We start from the raw sequence: 19,009 nt of genomic DNA on the forward strand, positions 1-19,009 counted from the left end.
TCCTTTATGTGAAAAGTGGGATGAATTGATAAAAAGAGATGATGCCAGAGCAAGTGCCAAGGCACATGCCGACGAATACATCTGACGGATAGTGAAGCCCTAAATAAATACGAGAAATACCGACGCATAATGCTAACGGTAATAGGAAAGCAAGTAAGCTTGGATTATAGCAAATAAATGGAATGAAGACAGAGAAAACGGCTGTTGTATGACCAGACGGGAAAGAGTGGTCTTTTAATGGATGGACTGGATATTTCGCATCCTGAATTGTTAAATACGGACGTTTTCGTGGATACCACCTTTTTAATATTTGTACAGGAATATGGCTAATTGCTAAAGAAATAGCAACAGCGATTGCCGCTTGGTGTAAAGTCCCTTTTGCAAAAATTAAAAAGAAAAGTGTAAGTGCAATGGAGAAAGTAGCACCACCGATATGGGTAATATTGCTGAAAAAGATATTTAATGTTTTTTGATCAAAGTAGCGATTAATTCCTTTAAAAATGTAACATTCTATTTTATATAATCCACTGACCTTCATGAAAATTCTCCTCCCTCGTTTACATATATATGGAGATATTAGCTTTTATTTTAATAAGATTTTGTTGAGGGAGTAATAATGTTTTGTAAAGAAAAAGTTAGTTTTTATATAAAAAAAGCTGCCAGTATTATGGCAGCAGTAAAATCATTTTTGTAGTGATTTATAATATTGACCTTTTTCAACATACTGCGTACGAATACGCTCCATATCTTTACGGTCTTCTTCTGTTAATTCACGAATGACTTTTGCGGGGCGACCGAAAGCTAACGTGTTTGGTGGAATTTTCTTTCCTTGTGAAACGAGGCTTCCAGCGCCGATAAAAGCTCCTTCGCCAATTTCAGCACCATCTAATATAATGGATCCCATTCCAATTAAAGCATCCTTTTTAATATGACAGCTATGTAAAATAACTTGATGTCCAACTGTAACATCATCTTCTAAAATAAGAGGATACTGAGGGCTTTGGTGGAGGGTACATTGGTCTTGTACATTTACTCGGTCTCCAATGATTGTTGGTGACACATCACCACGGATTACCGTATTAAACCAAATACTTGATTCTTCTCCAACGGAAACATCGCCTGTAATCGTAACATAGTCAGCGATAAAAGCACTACTCGCAATTTTCGGATTTTTTTCTTTGTAAGGATATATCATGTAAAGTCTTCCTTTCCTAGAGACTAGTTTTAGTGTATCAAATTATGAGAAAGAGTGAAATGGAGGAGGTCCGTATGTGGAATTATGAAGCAGAGGAAGCGAAAGCTGTCATTGTTATTGTGCACGGCGCAATGGAATATCACGGACGTTACGAAGCCGTTGCGGAAATGTGGAATCATATCGGCTACCACGTCGTGATGGGGGACCTTCCGTCACATGGAACGACTTCAAGAAATAGAGGACATATTGATTCATTTGATGAATACATAGAGGAAGTTAAATTATGGGTGAAAGAAGCAAGAAAGTATAGATTACCTATTTTTCTATTCGGTCATAGTATGGGTGGTCTTATTGTCATTCGTATGATGCAAGAAACGAAGAGAGAAGATGTCGAGGGTATTATTTTGAGTTCGCCTTGTTTAGGGGTAGTGACTGGACCCTCTGCTCCGCTTCAATTTGCTTCAAAAATATTAAATGTTGTGGCTCCAAAATTGCAATTTGCAACGAATCTTACGGTGGAAATGTCAACACGTAACCATGAAGTGAGAGATGCAATGGAGAATGATTCTTTGTTCTTGCGCAAAGTATCAGTACGTTGGTATAGTGAATTGATTAAGTCTATCGAAATTGCTCATAAAAAAATAGATGATTTTCCAGATGTTCCGCTCTTGCTAATGCAAGCTTGTGAGGATAAACTTGTAGATAAAACACGTGTCCGCACTTGGTTTGATAATGTTAAAATAAGTGATAAGGCTTTTAAAGAATGGCCGAATTGTTATCACGAGTTATTAAATGAGTATGAGCGTGATGAAATTTTGAGTTATATTCAGTCATTTACTGAAATGCATGTCAATAATATAGTAAAAACAAACAAATAAATCATTATTTGTACATTTAATAGAGGAGATGAAGGAAGAAGTGAACGTACCGAGTAATCCCATAACGCTCATGGCGAAAGTATACCGTGATGTGTTTCCGGTTGTACACCATGAGCTAGCGATGTGGAAAGAGCGTGCCTACCATATTCCGAATGATGAGCTTCATAGTCAGGCAATCGCAAGTATTGAGCATAAAACGTTTCATTGTGAGGGTGGTGGCATTTTATCGCTGCTAGCAAATGAACACCGAGAGGAATGTATTCGTTTTATCGTAGCGTATCAAACAATCAGTGACTATTTAGATAATTTATGTGATCGCAGTACATCACTTGATCCGAATGATTTTGCCGCGCTACATGAATCAATGTTAATGGCACTATCACCTGAAGTGGAAGGTGGCGGTAATTATTATCGTTACCGTGATGATCAAGATGATGGTGGTTATTTAGATGAACTTGTTGAAACGTGCCAAGATGTTTTAAAGAAAACGAAGCACTATGACAAAATTGCTCCTGTTCTTCATGAACTTGCTTGTTATTATTGTGATTTACAAATTCATAAACACGTGAAGTTAGAAGAAAGAGAACCGCGCCTGAAAAATTGGTTTGAAGCACATAAAGAAAACTTACCTGAGATGAGCTGGTTTGAATTTTCAGCATGTGCCGGTTCTACACTTGGAATCTTCTGCCTTGTAGCATATGCATTTCATGATGAGTTACATGATGAAGATATTGCGAAAATTAGACAAGGATACTTTCCTTACGTACAAGGACTTCATATCTTACTTGATTATTTCATTGATCAAGAAGAAGACCGCATAGGCGGGGATTTGAATTTCTGTAGTTATTATGAAAACGAGCAAGCTATATTAGATCGTATGAAACACTTTGTAGAAGAAGCAGAGAAGAGCATTGGTGATTTGCCTCATGCGAAGTTTCATCGCCTTATAAGCCGAGGGTTACTTGGTATTTATTTATCAGATCAAAAAGTATCAGCACAAAAGAATATGCACAAAATGGCACGGCGCATTGTAAAGTACGGAGGCCTCACTTCACGATTCTTCTATTGGAACGGGAAGATGTACCGAAAGAAAATGGCGCAGTGATGAAGAAAACCACTCATGTAGAGTGGTTTTCTTTGTTATAATATGGTAAAGGTGGTGGAAATGAAGCCATTGTTTCAAAAGCTATATGACAATATTGAAGTAACATTACTTGTGCTACTTTCCATTTCATTTGTAACTGGAATGTATATGATGATGAATAGACCAAGTGGTCCTACTGTGATGGATTACGTGCCACAAGTAATAATTGGCGCAATTATTATAGTAGATATTGTCTTTTTAATAAGTGGTAGAAAAAAAAGAAAATAGTAAATAAAAAAGCATTTGTACACGAGAGTACAAATGCTTTTTATTATGATCGTATTTTTGAAAATACATATATAAGAAGTTCAATTGCAAAAATAACTAAAACAGATAGTCCGAATAAAGGCATGACAGCGCCTAATATAACCATCATGATAAAGAAAACGAATATACTTTTCTTATCTCTTTGCTTTGGAGGTGCTGCTAATTTTCCTTTCGGCTTTCTTGCTAACCACATTTTTATTCCGTAATAAATGAGAAGTAGTAGAGATAATGTCGTTAGTAAGCATAATATTTTATTTGGCCATCCGAATAAATGTCCTTCATGAAGCGGGATACCGTAAGTGAACCATTGTGCAAGTAATCCATAATCACGATAGTCCGTTTTTGAAATGAGCTCCCCGCTATATTGGTCAAAGTAAGCTGTTATCTCTTCATTTGGTGCAACATGCATCCCTGTAATACCAGAACCGCTCGATTTCGAAACAGTGAATACACCTTTCGGATCAGCTGGTAGTGAAATAACATATGGCTTCTTTATTTCAATTCCTTTTTGTAATTCATCGACAGAAATTGCTTTCGGTTCATTTGAATTCGATTCAGGAGGAGCTTCTTTTCTTGTTGCCCACGGCAATTCTTTTACCTTTGATTCAGGCGGTGCCATGTACAATTTTGGATATCCGAGTGATTCATTAGAAGATGCAATTTTATAAATTTGGTTCCCCATAAATCCTGACCATGGCAATCCAGATGCGATTAGCAGAAAGAGAGGAATTGTAAATATAATACCGATAATAGAATGACGTCTTTTTGCTTTTTCTCGCTTATTGGATGATGGTGTGTTTTTAAATTGGCGTATACTCATGTACAATCCGGTTACGATTAAAAAGATTGTCCAGCATGCTGCAAGTTCTACAGTATAGTTGACGACAGTGCCACCAACTAAAAGAGAACTATGTAATTCCCTCATTATATTGGCAAACGTTTCACTTGCGTTTTGATCCCCAACAATTTGATTATTACTATCTAAATACACATATTTTTGTTGCCCAGTATACTCATTTGCAATTGTAAGTCTTGTATTATAATCCCCATTAAACTCACTAATTTTCGCCACGCTATAATGTGGATATTTTTTCTCTGTTAAGGAAATAGAATCAGACATCGAAATAGATTCTGTTTGAGCACTCTTTCCAAAATATAAATCTTTATAGATGAAATCTTCAACTTCCTCCCGAAATAAATACCCAATTCCGCTCAGTGACAACGTAATAAGAAGCGGCGTAATAAAAAGTCCAGCATAAAAATGCCAACGCCAAAAAATGTAATGAAGCGAACGATTTACTTTCATACTTTCAGTTCCCCTAACCTTCCCTATATGAATAACTACTTATTTAATATAGCGAGATTAAGTGTGATTACTTTGAAAGAATTGTGAAGAAAGTTAAAAGTTTTTAGGGTTTTCAACGTTTATAAATGTTTCTACTTATTTGATAAATACATTTCAACAACCGCTTCAGCAAGACATTGAGAGGAATCAACAAAATCCTCATTTGCCACTACATTCAAATCGGTACATGCGATAATTGCAGTATCTACTTCATCTTCCAACTGTAAAACGAGCGCATTCCACAATTCGCGAGCTTCTTCACTCTCTCCAGATTTAATCCAAGTAATAATTTGATTAATCATTTCCTGCCATTTTTCATGATGAATGTACTCTATATTACGTTTTGCAATCCCATCTTGGTAAATCCCAGCTTGAACAGTTGCTTCTGTTGCGAGAAGAGCAACTCTTTTTGTATTTTCAGGAATTGTTTTTAACGTCTCATCGACTATATTTAAAATCGGGATAGAAAGCGAACGCTGTAATTCTTCAAAATAAAGATGCGCCGTATTGCACGGCATAGCGATAAAGCTTACGCCAGTACTTTCAAGTTTTTGTGCTCCTTCAATAATCGCTTTTTTCATCGCTTCGTGATTAATAGGGCGATCCATGTAAAAAGGTGTTGGGCACGAGTAAATCATCATATGAGGAAAGTCCATATCATGCTTTGCTCCGTATATTGTTTGGCACTTTGCTACAACTGTATCGACGAATGGCCCAGTTGATTTTGGTCCCATTCCTGCTAGTATTCCGATCATTGTTTCGTCTCCTTTAAGAATGTTTATATCCATTATATAGGAGAATAAAAAAAGACGTGCAATGAGTGCACGTCTTTTTTTGTTATGTTTTGTCGAACAATCGATATATCCGAGAAATCGTTGATATATTGTAAGTTATGATAGATATATCGAAAAAATCGTTGATATATCCTGAGTTACGATAGATATAATTGAAAAATCGTTGATATATTATCGCTTCTCAATCGCCACAATAAATGGCGGGTTATTTTGTTGGTTAATGAAGCCATATCGCAGTACGTGTGCTTGTTTTTGGTCTAGTTCTTCGGCAAATGTAAGTACAGCGTCGCGTTCTACTTGTCCTTCTGGGTGTCCGTGGTAAATAACAAGGACGATGATACCTTCAGGTGCCATTACTTCTAATAATTGTTCGATCGCTGAGATTGTTGAGTTCGGTTTTGTAACGATATGCTTGTCTCCGCCTGGAAGGTAACCTAAGTTGAAAATTGCGCCTGTTACTTTTCCTTTTGCATCTTCCGGTAATACGGATAGAAGCGTATCGTGACTATCGTGAACTAAAACAGTACGTTCGAAAAGCTCTTTTTCTTTTAGACGAGTTGTTGAGCTTTCAATTGCCTCTTTTTGAATATCAAATCCAAATACTTTTCCGTTATCTCCAACGATTTCAGCTAGGAAGCAAGTGTCATGGCCGTTTCCTAAAGTTGCATCTACAGCGTAATCGCCTTCCTTTACTGCTGTTTGCAAGAGAGTGCGAGCAAACGGTAATACACGTTCTAATTTCATTTTTGTTTCTCCTCATTTGCATATTTTCCTTGCCAGCTTCCGCGGCGTACAAATTCTGCATCGATGGAATTTAATACTTCCCATTTATTTAAGCTCCACATTGGGCCAATCATTAAATCAGGTGGACCGTCACCTGTGATACGGTGCACAATTACGTCTTCTGGAATAATTTCAAGTTGGTCAACAACGAGACTTACGTAATCCTCAAGAGAAAGGAACTCGAGTTGTCCTTTTTCATATTGCTTCACCATTGGCGTTCCTTTTAATAAGTGAAGTAAGTGGATTTTAATTCCTTGTACGTCAAGCTTCGCTACTTCACGAGCTGTTTCCATCATCATGTCGTAATCTTCAAGTGGAAGGCCGTTAATAATATGAGAACAAACTCGAATGCCGTGCTTACGTAATTTATTTACACCTTCCACATAAGACGGATAATCGTGAGCGCGATTAATAAGATTTGCAGTACGTTCATGAACAGTCTGTAGTCCGAGTTCAACCCAAAGGTAAGTGCGTTTATTTAAGTCTGCTAAATATTCAACAACATCGTCCGGTAAACAATCTGGACGAGTCGCAATAGAAAGACCGACAACGTCTTTTTCTGCTAGAAGCGGTTCGAATTTTTCTTTTAACACTTCAAGTGGTGCATGTGTATTTGTGTAAGCCTGGAAATAAGCGATACATTTTCCATCTTTCCACTTTGAGCGCATTTTTTCTTTCATTTCATGATATTGCGTTATAACATCATCGCGGCGATCGCCAGCGAAGTCACCAGATCCAGCAGCACTGCAAAATGTACAACCGCCATAAGCAACTGTACCGTCACGGTTCGGGCAATCGAAGCCAGCATCTAATGAAACTTTAAAGATTTTTTCACCAAATTCATTTCGTAAATGATAATTCCATGTATGATAACGTTTATTGTCGTTTGTATATGGAAAAGGGTTTTGAACCTTCATTACTTTCCCTCCTAAGCCGAGTCAAAATAACACAAAATCCATTATAACATACTCATAAGGTTCATAAGGAAGGGACACACTAAAGGGGAATTGAAGCAAGGAGGGACAATTATGGCAGAGCGTCAATCACTTGAATCGTATATTACACAAGCGGAACAAGCGGTGGAATATGCGAAAGAACAATTAGACCAAGGTATGAGACAAGAGCATTATAATACGATGGAGTATTCGGATGCGCAGTTGCAATTAGAACAAGCATATAACGATTTACAAACGATGCAACAACATGCGAATGATGAGCAACGTGAGCAATTAAATAGAGCACGTATGGCAATTCGCCAATTGCAACATCAAATGATTATTACACCGCACTAATAAGGAGTGAATGTAATGGCGAAACGTTCAGATCAAAATAACCCAGAGCAAAAAACGCAAAATGGACATAACGCTGAGTTTTCGAATGAGCTTGATCCGATTGTTCAAGTGAAACAGCGTAATAGTAAAAAAGGACAACCTCAAAAATCAAAACAATCAGAGTAAACCAGGTCGAAATATGACCTGGTTTTATTTTGCTATATGACAATAATGTAAGATTTATGTAAGGTTTGTCGATAGTTGTGAACAGCTTTCTCCAGTAGAGTAAGGAAGGATTAAATTTTATACAAGGAGTTGCTTTATGGGGAACAATATTACAAACAAGCGAATTGATGAGTTAGATTACATTCGTGGCTTTGCATTACTGGGGATTATTTTAGTAAATATTCTTGCACTACTTCATATTAAAATCCCAGATCCTAATACAGTGGATGCGAGCTATCAAAGGTTTCTATACTTATTTGTAGAAGGTCGTTTCTTCTCAATCTTCTCATTCTTATTTGGAGTAGGATTTTATATCTTTATTTCAAGAGCGATTGCGAAAGGGAAAAATGGCTATGTTTTATTTTTACGTCGCTTAGTTGCATTATTTATTTTTGGTTTAATTCATCAAATGTTTCAGCCTGGAGAAGCACTAGCGTTATACGCAATTTGCGGGTTAATCGTTTTACCGTTTTATAAAGCGAAAAAAGAAGTGAACCTAGTACTAGGACTTATTTTGACAATTGCCTTCAGTGTAATGGGAGTTAAAGAACTATTACCACTTGGCTTAATTTTATTAGGGCTTGCTGCAGGACAATATCGTGTATTTGAAAATCTCGCGCAAAATATAAAGAAAATCGCTATTTTTACAGGTATTATGTTTGTTTTAAGTGTCATAGCTGTATGGTATCAATATGGGCACGTTCCTGCTGAACCATTTATAAATATGATACTTGAGAATGAGGATGGAACAATGAATGCTGCAAGCCAATTTTTAAAAATTGGTGTTACAGTTGGACCGATTATTTCAGCTTTCTATGTTGGAGCATTAATTTTATTACTTCAATTAAAACCAGTTCAAACATTGTTAGCACCACTGAAATATTATGGCCGCATGGCTTTAACGAATTATATTGGACAAACTGCAATGATTTTAATCGCAGGAAGTGTATTTAACTTTGCAGAAAACTTAACGTACATGCAGACTTTATATGTGTGTATTGCAATTTATGCAATTCAAATTGTGTTTAGTGTGATTTGGATGAAAATCTTTAAAATGGGTCCATTAGAATGGATTTGGCGAGTTGTTACGTATTGGACGGTAACACCTTTAAAGAAATAAAGAGAGAAGTGGGCTGTCCCTTTTGTGGAACAGCCCATTTTTATTGTCATCTTTTTCGGTAAGTCGATATTCGTTCGCGAATCGCCGATATATTTGAGAAATCGCTAATAAAATTTCATTTATCAACGAACCTTACACACTCATCTTTTTATATTACAAAAGTGTAAGGTAAATGTAATGTTAACAAATAGCAGTTCTCCTTTAAAAAGCGCAAAATAGGTAATGGAAAAACAAGCGTAGGAGGATATATATGACGAAACCAGTTGTAGACGTGAAAAACGTTCAAAAAGTGTACGGTAAAAAAGGTGAGAACCAATCACATGCATTAAAAGGTGTTTCATTCTCAATTCAAGAGGGTGAGTTTGTAGGGATTATGGGACCATCTGGTTCTGGTAAAACGACATTATTAAATGTAATTTCAACGCTTGATAAAGCAACGGGCGGCGTTGTTGAAATTGCGGGTACGGATATTACGAAAATGAAGCAAGGTGAGCTTTCTGATTTCCGTTCACAAAAATTAGGATTCATCTTCCAAGACTTTAACTTATTAGAGAACTTATCTATTTATGAAAACATCGCACTTCCATTATCTCTTCAAGGTGTCGCGTCACGTAATATTGGACCGAAAGTAGAGAAAGTAGCGGATATGTTAGGGATTACAGAAATACTTCAAAAGTATCCATCTGAAGTATCTGGTGGACAGAAACAACGTTCAGCAGCAGCACGTGCGTTAGTGCATGAACCTGCAATTATTTTAGGGGACGAGCCAACAGGAGCGCTTGATTCTAAAAATGCAACGAGTTTACTTGATGCGATGACAAACTTAAATAAAGATCAAGGCGTATCTATTATGATGGTTACACATGATCCGTATAGTGCAAGTTACTGTCAGCGTATTTTATTCATTCAAGATGGTGAGCTATATAAAGAAATTCACCGCGACGGTACACGTGAAGAGTTTTATAAAGAAATTTTAGATGTGCTTGCGGACTTAGGTACACAAAAAGCGTAAGAAAGGAGGTTCTAGAGCATGTTATTCAAACTTTCCATGTCAGGGCTAAAAAGTAAGCTGAAAGATTATATCGTCTTACTTGTCGGTCTTGTCATGTCTATCTCAATTTTTTATATGTTTCAAACGTTAGCGCTGAATAAAGCGTTTATTGAATCCAACTCAGTTATTCAATCAATTGGATTCGTATTCCAAGCAGGTTCATTTTTATTAGCAATCATAACGTTCTTCTATATTTTATATGCGAACTCTTTCTTATTATCTCTTCGTCAAAAAGAGTTTGGTATGTATATGATGTTAGGAGCGAAAAAACATAAAGTTACATTACTTATGTTTATTGAGACGATTGTATTAGGGGCTGCTTCTCTTGCAATTGGACTTGTGGTTGGGATAGGACTTGCAGAAGGTATCGGACAGTTATTAATGAAACAATTAGAATTTGCTGGTGAAGGCTATAAAGCATTCTACCTGCCATCTATGACTGTTACTTGCATCTTCTTCTTTGCGCTATTTATATTATCAGCAGTTATGAACAGTATTAAATTATCACGTATTTCTGTACTGCAACTTGTACATGCAGATGCGCAAACAGAGCGTGTTGCAGTAAAAGGAAAAATGACAGGTTTAGTTGCATTCCTAGCGGTTATTTTATTAGGAATTGGCTATGCATCAATGATTTACATGGAAAAACTAAGAGAAATGGGAATCCTTATTGCATTAATTACAACAACAGCAGGTACTTACATGCTATTTGGATCACTCCTTCCAGTCATTATTAAAAAGTTAAAGAGTAATAAAAAGCGTAGTGAAAAAGGACTTAATGCTTTTACATTTGCACAATTAAATTTCCGTATTAATAGCTTAACGAAAGTGCTTGCTACGGTAGCGATGTTAGTTGCTCTTGGAGCTGGTGCAATTTCAGGTGGTATGGCGTTTAAAAATAACGTTATAAAAACGGTTGATGGATTTGAAATTTATGATTCAGTTATTCATAATCCTACAGCTGAAGAGAAGAAAATTTTAGAGGGCATATCATTTAAAAGTAAAGCTGAGTATCGTTATAAGGTAGACGACAAATATATTTATTATGTAAAAGAAGATTTAGAGAAACATAAGCCATTTATTCGAAATGGTGTAGGTAAAGAGAATTTCGGTAAATATAAAGAAATTTCAGGAGAGGCTCCAGTAGGTACAGTAGCAGGAGTGAGCTCAGAACAAACTCAAAATGAAAAAGCAATGCCTGAAGAATGGGATGAGGCATTTAGAACAATCCAACCATATTATATATACCAAGATCGTGCCATTAAAATTGTAGATCAAAAAATGTACGATACTGTAAATGGTAAAGAAGGAATCGTATTTACTGGAAAAACAGGCGATTTCGTAGCACACACAAAAGAATGGAAAAAACTTGACGAGTTGCAGCTAGCTAAATATAAAAATATAAAAGCTGAGCAAATGAGTAGTAAATATCAAGTATATGACATGTTCTACGGTCTTGCGAGCGGAACAGTGTTTATGGGCTTCTTCCTTGGAATTGCTTTCTTAGCAATGATGGCAAGCTGTCTTATGTTCAAAATTCTTTCTGGTGCATCAAAAGATATTACGCGTTATCAAATGCTTCGTAAAATCGGTGTACGCCGTGAATTATTAACGAAATCAATTTATAAAGAGTTATTCTTAGTATTCTTATTCCCAGCAATTGTGGGTATCGCTCACGTATTAGTTGGTATGAATATTTTCGGATTTATTTTAGTCGATCCGTACTTCCGTATTTGGGTACCAATCGTAATTTTCGTAGTTATTTACACGATTTATTACCTTATTACAGTTCAATTGTATAAAGGAATTGTTCTTCCGAAAGAAGATTAATAAAAAACCGAGCGAAATCGCTCGGTTTTTATTATTTTCAGAAAAAACACTTTAATGTTACTGAAATGTATAATATAATGTAAATAAGTAACGTAATATGAAAGTAGAAGCAGCTGGATAAGGAAAGGAGGAATCCAATCTATAGAAAGAAGCTGAACTTTTATCCCCCTATTTCTTTTCTAACCACAACGTATTTGTACAATTGTAAATTTCCAAATTGAAAATTGCTTGAATCACAAAAGTATATTGTGAAAATAATGGATAATACATGGAAATCTCATAGCATGATAAGGTAAAATGGACAACATGATGAGAAAATTACCGTTCATAAGATGAGGAGAATACATGTATGGAAGTTGTAGAGGCATTAAAAGATATAAGCCAAATTGAGGCTATGAAAAAATATTTAAAAGAGCACTCCCAGCGAGATTATCTTTTATTTGTTATTGGAATTAACACAGGATTAAAAATTACAGAACTACTTAGTATGAAATTTGAAGATGTATTAAATGAAGACGGGACTGTTAAAGAGTTTTATACTCTTCCTGTGAAAGATGAAAAATTTAAACAAGATATTTATTTAAATACAAAAGTAAAAGAAGCGCTTTTAGATTACGTACAATCTATTGGCGTTAAAAGAGAAAATTACGTATTTCAATCTAATAAAACGCCAAATTCAATTACGCGCCAACAAGCGTATCGTGTAATTCATAATGCTGCAGAAGCAGTTGGAGTTGTTGGTAAGATCGGAACAAATTCAATGCGAAAAACGTTTGGATTTCATGCGTACAAAAGAGGGATAGCGATTGCGTTATTGCAAAAACATTTCCATCACGCGACTCCATCAGAGACGCTAAAGTATTTAGGCATCTCAAAGGATGAGACCTTTAAAACGGAGATTGATGTCGATTTATAAAAGCCGTAACTAAAAAAATTAGGAGGCGGAAAATATGAATATTAGAGAGAGTGAACTGCCGGGTATTGGATGTAAGTTTGAAGTGATTACAAAAGGTAATGAAAAGATGGTTATCGTTATTCATGATGATGGCCGAAGAGAAATGTACCATTTTGATGCTGATCATGAGGAGAGTATTTCAAGCGTCTCTCTTCGTGATTCCGAAGCGAGACAAATTGCAGCTATATTGGGCGGAATGGTATATAGGCCACAAGCTTTAGATACGATTGAAATGGCCTTTGAAGGATTATCAATTGAGTGGTTTAAGGTGGAAAATAATGCACCAGTCGTACAAAAAACAATTGGTAGTTTACATGTCCGAAACACATATAATGTAACGATCATTGCCATTTTGAAAAAGAATATGAAGAAGTTCTTTAATCCAGGTCCAGATTCTATCATTGAAGCTGGCGATATGCTTGTATTATCAGGCGAAAGACATGAAGTAAAAAGAATTATTAATGAGTTGCTTTCAGTAGGAGGGGATTCATAATCGATGGATACTTTAATCTTTGAAGTTGGGACTGCGTTAGTATTAGTCGCTTTTGCAGCTATTCTCGCTGCAAAGTTAAAGTTCTCGATTATTCCGTTTCTCATTATACTCGGTATGCTAGTGGGGCCACATGCGCCAGATTTAGGGCTTATCGATTTAAGATTTATTGAAAGCGGAGAAGTTATTTCCTTCCTCGGCCGTGTTGGCGTTATATTCCTCTTATTCTATTTAGGCTTAGAATTCTCAATTAAAAAATTAATTAAATCAGGAAAATCAATTGCTTTTGGGGGAACTGTTCATATATCGCTTAATTTTATATTAGGTTTACTTTACGGATATATAATGGGTTTCCCCTTATTAGAAACATTAATTATTGCTGGGATCATAACAATTTCATCGAGTGCAATTGTTGCGAAAGTAATTGTTGATTTAAGAAGATCTGGTAATAAAGAGACGGAGCTAATTTTAGGAATCATTATGTTTGATGATATCTTTTTAGCAGTATATTTATCAGTCGTTTCAGGATTAGTACTCGGAGGGGCAACGTCATTTGTAGGTGCTCTTACATCTATTTTAATCGCAGTAGGGTATATGCTACTATTCTTTGTAGTTGCTAGAAAAGCTACACGATTCTTAAATAAAATGTTAGATATTTCGTCCAATGAAATTTTCATTATCGTAATATTCGCTATTTTATTCTTTGTAGCAGGATTTTCAGAAACGATTCATGTCGCGGAGGCAATTGGAGCATTATTATTGGGGCTCGTCTTTTCTGAAACAGAGCATAGTGATCGAATTGAACAGCTCGTTGTTCCATTTCGTGATTTCTTTGGAGCTATATTCTTTTTCAGCTTCGGTTTAAGTATAGACCCATTTTCGCTTGGGGGAGCAGTGTGGTTGGCATTAGGAGCAGTTTTCATTACTCTTATCGGTAATTTTACTGCTGGAATGGTAGCGGGGCGTAAAGCTGGGTTATCGCATAAGGCTTCTACGAATATCGGTTTAACACTTGTATCACGCGGAGAATTTTCCATTATCGTCGCGAATATTGGAATTGCGGGCGGCTTAATGGCAACGATTAAACCATTCTCAGCTTTGTATGTTTTAATATTAGCATCGTTAGGACCTTTGTTAACGAAAGAATCTGGGAGAATATATTCCTTATTAGATAAAATATTTAAATGGAGCGCTAAAGAAAGTGCGAAGCGAGAAAAAGAAGTTGGATAGTATAAATAAGGGTAGACTGCATGAAAATTTCATGCAGTCTACCCTTTTATATATTGTTACTGTTGTCGTTTTTTGTCGGTAAGTTGATATATTTTAATAATCGCTGATATATTTCAAGTTGTGGTCGATATAATTGAAAAATCGCTGATATATTTTGAGTTACGGTCGATATATTTCCAAAATCGCTGATATATTTTCAAGCAGGGATAAATATAATTTCATTTACCGTCGAACCATTATCTGAATTTCATCAACTATTAATCAGTTGCCTTCCTATTTAAAAACGACTACAATTTTACTGTTATATATATGAACGAAAAAAATAGAATAGGAGGGGAAACTATGCCAAGGAAAGTATGGCTATTAGTAGCTGGGATGATTATTAATGTCACGGGTGCTTCTTTTTTATGGCCTTTTAATACAATTTATTTGCATGATCACCTAGGCAAATCTTTATCTGTGGCCGGAATGGTATTAATGATCAACTCGCTTACTGGTGTAATCGGAAACTTGCTCGGCGGTGTTTTATTTGATAAATGGGGCGGTTATAAATCAATTTTAGTAGGGATTGTCATTACACTTGTATCGATTTTAGGTCTTGTGTTCTTCCACGGTTGGCCGTTATATGTTGTGTGGCTAGCGTTAATCGGCTTCGGTTCTGGGATGGTCTTCCCATCGATGTACGCGATGGTTGGTACGGTTTGGCCAGAGGGCGGAAGACGAGCGTTTAATGCGATGTATGTTGGACAAAACGTTGGTATTGCGATTGGAACAGCGTGCGGTGGTTTAGTTGCTTCATATCGTTTTGATTATATTTTCTTAGCGAACTTTATTTTATACTTTGTTTTCTTCTTAATTGCTTTTATCGGATTCCGTGGTATGGAAGACAAGAAAGAGCCAGGAGTGCAAAAAGAAGTCGAAACGAAAAAAGGGTGGTCACTTACACCTGGATTTAAAGCACTTCTTATCGTGTGTGTAGCATATGCTTTATGCTGGGTTACATACGTACAGTGGCAAGGAGCGATTGCAACACATATGCAAGAATTGAATATTAGCCTTCGTCACTATAGTTTATTATGGACGATAAACGGAGCGATGATTGTTTGTGCGCAGCCACTTGTTAGTATGCTAATTCGTTGGATGAAGCGTTCTTTAAAACAGCAAATTATGATTGGAATCTTCATTTTTGCGGCGTCATTCATTGTGTTAAGTCAAGCGCAGCAATTTACGATGTTCCTCGTTGCGATGGTAACATTAACAATTGGTGAGTTATTTGTATGGCCTGCGGTTCCAACGATTGCAAATATACTTGCACCAAAAGATAAATTAGGGTTTTATCAAGGGGTCGTAAATAGTGCGGCGACTGTAGGGAAAATGTTCGGGCCGGTCGTTGGCGGAGCAATTGTGGATTTATACAATATGGAAGTATTGTTTATAGCAATCATGGTAATGCTTGTAGTAGCGCTTATAGCAACGAGTATTTATGATAAACGAGTAAAAGTAGAAGAAACAGTTGAAGAAAAAATTGCAGTTTAGTTTGACGGAACATGTTCACATGTTTTAGAATATATTTAAATAAAACAACCTTTAGAACAAGGGAGATAGCTCGGCTGTCTTAAGATGAATTCGTTAGTTATTAAGAGTAACGATTAACCGAGAAGTCCTCGCTTTAAGTAAGCCCTTAAGAGATACTAGGTGAAGGATAGTTCACTTAACTTATATGTGTAATAACAGTGAGAAGGAGTAGTAGTAATAGAAGCTGGTTTAGAGAGTTGACGGTCGGTGCAAGTCAATCCACGTTTCGTTATGAACTCGCCTTTGAGTTGCAGTTGTGAAACTAATAGTAGCAATTGCCGTTAATCCACGTTACGGATCTAAGCGAATGTATATTTTTACATTAATTTAGGGTGGTACCGCGGGAATCTATAACCTCTCGTCCCTTTCTAGGGATGAGAGGTTTTTTGTATTTTGGGCGGTGAAAATAAATAGAATTTCAAGGAGGGTATCTCATGAGCTTTAATCATCAAGACATTGAGAAGAAGTGGCAAGGGTACTGGGAAGAGAATAAAACATTCCGTACGCCAGATGAGACAGAAAAACCAAAATTTTATGCACTAGATATGTTCCCATATCCATCAGGTGCAGGCTTACACGTAGGACATCCAGAAGGTTATACAGCGACAGATATTTTATCTCGTATGAAGCGTATGCAAGGGTATAACGTTCTTCATCCAATGGGATGGGATGCATTTGGTCTTCCAGCAGAGCAATATGCACTTGATACTGGAAACAGCCCAGCAGAATTTACAGAGCATAATATTAATACGTTCCGTAACCAAATTAAATCATTAGGTTTCTCTTACGATTGGGACCGTGAAGTAAATACAACAGATCCAAACTACTATAAGTGGACACAATGGATCTTCCTGAAATTATTTGAAAAAGGTTTAGCTTACGTTGATGAAGTACCTGTAAACTGGTGCCCAGCACTTGGTACAGTACTTGCAAACGAAGAAATCATTGACGGTAAGAGTGAGCGTGGTGGACATCCAGTTGAGCGTCGTCCGATGAGACAGTGGATGTTAAAAATTACAGCTTACGGAGATCGTCTATTAGAAGATCTAGATGAGCTTGATTGGCCTGAAAGCTTAAAAGATATGCAACGTAACTGGATCGGTCGTTCTGAAGGAGCAGAAGTACACTTCAACATCGACGGTACAGACGAGAAGTTCACGGTGTTCACAACGCGCCCTGATACACTATTTGGTGCAACATACTGTGTACTTGCTCCGGAACATGCACTTGTTGCAGAAATTACAACAGCAGAACAAAAAGAAGCGGTAGAAGCTTACATTAACGCTGTAAAAATGAAGAGTGACCTAGAGCGTACAGAACTTGCGAAAGAGAAAACTGGTGTATTCACTGGTGCTTACGCAGTTAACCCAGTAAACGGTGAGAAATTACCAATCTGGATCGCTGACTATGTTCTTGCAACTTACGGAACAGGTGCTGTAATGGCAGTTCCAGCTCACGATGAGCGTGACTATGAATTCGCATCAGTATTTAATCTTCCAATGAAGGAAGTTGTAAAAGGCGGAGATATTACGAAAGAAGTGTACACAGGTGATGGTGCACACGTAAACTCAGCATTCCTTGATGGATTAAATAAAGAAGAAGCAATCGCAAAAATGATTGAATGGCTTGAAGCAACGAGCGCAGGAAATCAAAAAGTAACGTACCGTCTACGTGACTGGTTATTCAGCCGTCAACGTTACTGGGGTGAACCAATTCCAGTAATTCACTGGGAAGATGGTACAATGACAGCTGTGAAAGAAGAGGAATTACCATTAGTTCTTCCGAAAACAGAAAACATCCGTCCTTCAGGTACAGGTGAATCACCACTTGCTAACATTGACGAGTGGGTAAATGTTGTTGATCCTGAGACTGGTAAAAAAGGTCGTCGTGAAACGAACACAATGCCGCAATGGGCTGGTAGCTGCTGGTACTACCTACGTTACATCGATCCAAACAATAGCGAAGCACTTGTAGATCCTGAAAAAGTAAAACAATGGCTTCCAGTTGATATTTATATCGGTGGTGCAGAACATGCTGTACTTCACTTACTATATGCTCGTTTCTGGCATAAAGTATTATACGATATCGGTGTAGTTCCAACAAAAGAGCCATTCCAACAATTATTCAACCAAGGTATGATTCTAGGTGAAAACAACGAGAAAATGAGTAAATCAAAAGGTAACGTTGTAAACCCTGATGATATCGTAGCAAGCCACGGTGCAGATACACTTCGTCTATACGAAATGTTCATGGGCCCATTAGATGCTTCAATCGCTTGGTCTGAAAATGGTCTTGACGGAGCTCGTCGTTTCCTAGACCGCGTATGGCGTCTATTCGTTCAAGATAACGGTGAATTAAGTGAGAAAATTACTGATGCACCAAATAAAGAACTTGAAAAAGCTTACCACCAAACAGTGAAGAAAGTAACAGAAGACTATGCAGAACTTCGCTTCAACACAGCGATTTCTCAAATGATGGTATTCATCAACGATGCATACAAAGCTGAAACACTTCCGAAAGAATATGTAGAAGGTTTCGTAAAAATGATTGCACCAGTTGCACCTCATATCGGGGAAGAGCTATGGAGCAAACTTGGATACAATGAAACAATCACATATGCAAGCTGGCCAACATTTGATGAGTCTAAACTTGTAGAAGATGAAGTTGAAATCGTTGTTCAAGTTATGGGCAAAGTTCGCGCAAAACTAACAATGAGTAAAGACGCATCAAAAGAAGAAATGGAACAACTTGCACTTGAAGCAATTCAAGACCAAATTGAAGGGAAAACAGTTCGGAAAGTAATTGTTGTTCCTGGAAAACTTGTTAACGTTGTTGCAAACTAAATCATTTAAAAAA

The 19,009-nt window shown here is 36.9% G+C and carries 18 protein-coding genes, 1 pseudogene and 1 other annotated feature; of the genes and pseudogenes, 13 read left to right on the forward strand and 6 right to left on the reverse strand.

Features of this window, described 5'->3' with window-relative positions; all coding sequences use genetic code 11:
* Nucleotides 1–4: 4 nt before the first annotated feature.
* Together MRP26_RS22100 and MRP26_RS22105 are read right to left on the reverse strand one after the other, a co-directional pair.
* Entirely contained in the window at nucleotides 5–538 is a 534-nt protein-coding gene (locus tag MRP26_RS22100; RefSeq protein WP_078400709.1) for a phosphatase PAP2 family protein, read from the reverse strand.
* Between the two features lie 144 nt (nucleotides 539–682).
* Nucleotides 683–1,195 (reverse strand): gamma carbonic anhydrase, encoded by a 513-nt coding sequence (locus tag MRP26_RS22105; RefSeq protein WP_000640208.1) that lies wholly within the window; start codon nucleotides 1,193–1,195, stop codon nucleotides 683–685.
* Nucleotides 1,196–1,269: 74 nt separating this feature from the next.
* On the opposite strand from MRP26_RS22105, the gene MRP26_RS22110 reads away from it, so the two are divergent.
* From MRP26_RS22110 to MRP26_RS22120, 3 genes and pseudogenes are all read left to right on the forward strand, one after another.
* Nucleotides 1,270–2,073 carry an alpha/beta hydrolase gene (locus MRP26_RS22110; protein WP_000267421.1) on the forward strand — a complete coding sequence of 268 codons (804 nt, stop codon included), beginning with the start codon at nucleotides 1,270–1,272 and terminating at the stop codon, nucleotides 2,071–2,073.
* 40 nt (nucleotides 2,074–2,113) lie between these two features.
* Complete coding sequence (locus MRP26_RS22115) at nucleotides 2,114–3,178, forward strand: tetraprenyl-beta-curcumene synthase family protein (protein ID WP_053563513.1); 1,065 nt, start codon at nucleotides 2,114–2,116, stop codon at nucleotides 3,176–3,178.
* A gap of 60 nt (nucleotides 3,179–3,238) precedes the next feature.
* A pseudogene (locus tag MRP26_RS22120) lies at nucleotides 3,239–3,452 on the forward strand (hypothetical protein).
* Nucleotides 3,453–3,488: 36 nt separating this feature from the next.
* On the opposite strand, the gene MRP26_RS22125 reads toward MRP26_RS22120, so the two are convergent.
* From MRP26_RS22125 to mnmL, 4 genes are all read right to left on the reverse strand, one after another.
* The gene (locus tag MRP26_RS22125) at nucleotides 3,489–4,790 is read right to left on the reverse strand and encodes a PepSY-associated TM helix domain-containing protein (protein WP_097822725.1); all 1,302 of its coding nucleotides are present in this window, start codon (nucleotides 4,788–4,790) and stop codon (nucleotides 3,489–3,491) included.
* A gap of 131 nt (nucleotides 4,791–4,921) precedes the next feature.
* On the reverse strand, nucleotides 4,922–5,584 hold the full coding sequence (locus tag MRP26_RS22130) for an aspartate/glutamate racemase family protein (protein ID WP_197242851.1): 663 nt from the start codon (nucleotides 5,582–5,584) through the stop codon (nucleotides 4,922–4,924).
* 210 nt (nucleotides 5,585–5,794) lie between these two features.
* Nucleotides 5,795–6,367 (reverse strand): tRNA 5-(aminomethyl)-2-thiouridylate-methyltransferase MnmM, encoded by a 573-nt coding sequence (mnmM, locus tag MRP26_RS22135; protein WP_000764492.1) that lies wholly within the window; start codon nucleotides 6,365–6,367, stop codon nucleotides 5,795–5,797.
* Nucleotides 6,364–7,323, reverse strand: coding sequence for a tRNA modification radical SAM protein MnmL/YtqA (gene mnmL, locus MRP26_RS22140; protein WP_000868033.1), 960 nt, complete (start codon nucleotides 7,321–7,323; stop codon nucleotides 6,364–6,366). Before mnmL ends, mnmM begins: the two co-directional genes overlap by 4 nt.
* A 111-nt stretch (nucleotides 7,324–7,434) precedes the next feature.
* Between mnmL and MRP26_RS22145 the strand changes: the two genes are divergently transcribed.
* From MRP26_RS22145 to leuS, 10 genes are all read left to right on the forward strand, one after another.
* On the forward strand, nucleotides 7,435–7,698 hold the full coding sequence (locus tag MRP26_RS22145) for a YtzC family protein (protein ID WP_000840869.1): 264 nt from the start codon (nucleotides 7,435–7,437) through the stop codon (nucleotides 7,696–7,698).
* 15 nt (nucleotides 7,699–7,713) lie between these two features.
* Nucleotides 7,714–7,863, forward strand: a complete 150-nt coding sequence (locus MRP26_RS22150; RefSeq protein WP_001129340.1) for a hypothetical protein — start codon at nucleotides 7,714–7,716, stop codon at nucleotides 7,861–7,863.
* A 136-nt stretch (nucleotides 7,864–7,999) separates the two neighbouring features.
* Nucleotides 8,000–9,022: a DUF418 domain-containing protein gene (locus MRP26_RS22155; protein WP_197242848.1), complete on the forward strand. Its 1,023-nt coding sequence runs from the start codon at nucleotides 8,000–8,002 to the stop codon at nucleotides 9,020–9,022.
* A 250-nt stretch (nucleotides 9,023–9,272) separates the two neighbouring features.
* Nucleotides 9,273–10,034, forward strand: coding sequence for an ABC transporter ATP-binding protein (locus tag MRP26_RS22160; protein ID WP_000165835.1), 762 nt, complete (start codon nucleotides 9,273–9,275; stop codon nucleotides 10,032–10,034).
* 18 nt (nucleotides 10,035–10,052) lie between these two features.
* A complete protein-coding gene (locus MRP26_RS22165) occupies nucleotides 10,053–11,903 on the forward strand; it encodes an FtsX-like permease family protein (RefSeq protein ID WP_088024867.1) in 1,851 nt (616 codons plus the stop codon).
* A 349-nt stretch (nucleotides 11,904–12,252) separates the two neighbouring features.
* Nucleotides 12,253–12,819, forward strand: a complete 567-nt coding sequence (locus tag MRP26_RS22170; RefSeq protein ID WP_000454210.1) for a tyrosine-type recombinase/integrase — start codon at nucleotides 12,253–12,255, stop codon at nucleotides 12,817–12,819.
* 34 nt (nucleotides 12,820–12,853) lie between these two features.
* Entirely contained in the window at nucleotides 12,854–13,351 is a 498-nt protein-coding gene (locus MRP26_RS22175; protein ID WP_001026053.1) for a cation:proton antiporter regulatory subunit, read from the forward strand.
* Nucleotides 13,352–13,354: 3 nt separating this feature from the next.
* Nucleotides 13,355–14,578 carry a cation:proton antiporter gene (locus MRP26_RS22180; RefSeq protein WP_000380176.1) on the forward strand — a complete coding sequence of 408 codons (1,224 nt, stop codon included), beginning with the start codon at nucleotides 13,355–13,357 and terminating at the stop codon, nucleotides 14,576–14,578.
* Between the two features lie 342 nt (nucleotides 14,579–14,920).
* The gene (locus MRP26_RS22185) at nucleotides 14,921–16,114 is read left to right on the forward strand and encodes an MDR family MFS transporter (RefSeq protein ID WP_001137538.1); all 1,194 of its coding nucleotides are present in this window, start codon (nucleotides 14,921–14,923) and stop codon (nucleotides 16,112–16,114) included.
* A gap of 188 nt (nucleotides 16,115–16,302) precedes the next feature.
* Nucleotides 16,303–16,522 (forward strand) — a binding site (T-box leader).
* 65 nt (nucleotides 16,523–16,587) lie between these two features.
* Nucleotides 16,588–18,996, forward strand: a complete 2,409-nt coding sequence (leuS, locus tag MRP26_RS22190) for a leucine--tRNA ligase (protein ID WP_063548820.1) — start codon at nucleotides 16,588–16,590, stop codon at nucleotides 18,994–18,996.
* Nucleotides 18,997–19,009 lie beyond the last annotated feature (13 nt).

Origin of the sequence: Bacillus sp. CCB-MMP212 (assembly GCF_022748145.1) — a bacterium.
Classification (GTDB): domain Bacteria; phylum Bacillota; class Bacilli; order Bacillales; family Bacillaceae_G; genus Bacillus_A; species Bacillus_A cereus.

Excerpts from the sequence above, each read along its gene's own strand:
- MRP26_RS22110 (WP_000267421.1), top strand. The coding sequence starts at position 1,270 with ATGTGGAATTATGAAGCAGAGGAAGCGAAAGCTGTCATTGTTATTGTG.
- MRP26_RS22145 (WP_000840869.1), top strand. The coding sequence starts at position 7,435 with ATGGCAGAGCGTCAATCACTTGAATCGTATATTACACAAGCGGAACAA.
- MRP26_RS22170 (WP_000454210.1), top strand. The coding sequence starts at position 12,253 with ATGGAAGTTGTAGAGGCATTAAAAGATATAAGCCAAATTGAGGCTATG.
- MRP26_RS22180 (WP_000380176.1), top strand. The coding sequence starts at position 13,355 with ATGGATACTTTAATCTTTGAAGTTGGGACTGCGTTAGTATTAGTCGCT.
- MRP26_RS22105 (WP_000640208.1), bottom strand. The coding sequence starts at position 1,195 with ATGATATATCCTTACAAAGAAAAAAATCCGAAAATTGCGAGTAGTGCT.
- MRP26_RS22155 (WP_197242848.1), top strand. The coding sequence starts at position 8,000 with ATGGGGAACAATATTACAAACAAGCGAATTGATGAGTTAGATTACATT.
- mnmL (WP_000868033.1), bottom strand. The coding sequence starts at position 7,323 with ATGAAGGTTCAAAACCCTTTTCCATATACAAACGACAATAAACGTTAT.
- MRP26_RS22175 (WP_001026053.1), top strand. The coding sequence starts at position 12,854 with ATGAATATTAGAGAGAGTGAACTGCCGGGTATTGGATGTAAGTTTGAA.
- MRP26_RS22130 (WP_197242851.1), bottom strand. The coding sequence starts at position 5,584 with ATGATCGGAATACTAGCAGGAATGGGACCAAAATCAACTGGGCCATTC.
- leuS (WP_063548820.1), top strand. The coding sequence starts at position 16,588 with ATGAGCTTTAATCATCAAGACATTGAGAAGAAGTGGCAAGGGTACTGG.
- MRP26_RS22185 (WP_001137538.1), top strand. The coding sequence starts at position 14,921 with ATGCCAAGGAAAGTATGGCTATTAGTAGCTGGGATGATTATTAATGTC.
- MRP26_RS22160 (WP_000165835.1), top strand. The coding sequence starts at position 9,273 with ATGACGAAACCAGTTGTAGACGTGAAAAACGTTCAAAAAGTGTACGGT.
- MRP26_RS22165 (WP_088024867.1), top strand. The coding sequence starts at position 10,053 with ATGTTATTCAAACTTTCCATGTCAGGGCTAAAAAGTAAGCTGAAAGAT.
- MRP26_RS22100 (WP_078400709.1), bottom strand. The coding sequence starts at position 538 with ATGAAGGTCAGTGGATTATATAAAATAGAATGTTACATTTTTAAAGGA.
- MRP26_RS22150 (WP_001129340.1), top strand. The coding sequence starts at position 7,714 with ATGGCGAAACGTTCAGATCAAAATAACCCAGAGCAAAAAACGCAAAAT.
- mnmM (WP_000764492.1), bottom strand. The coding sequence starts at position 6,367 with ATGAAATTAGAACGTGTATTACCGTTTGCTCGCACTCTCTTGCAAACA.
- MRP26_RS22125 (WP_097822725.1), bottom strand. The coding sequence starts at position 4,790 with ATGAAAGTAAATCGTTCGCTTCATTACATTTTTTGGCGTTGGCATTTT.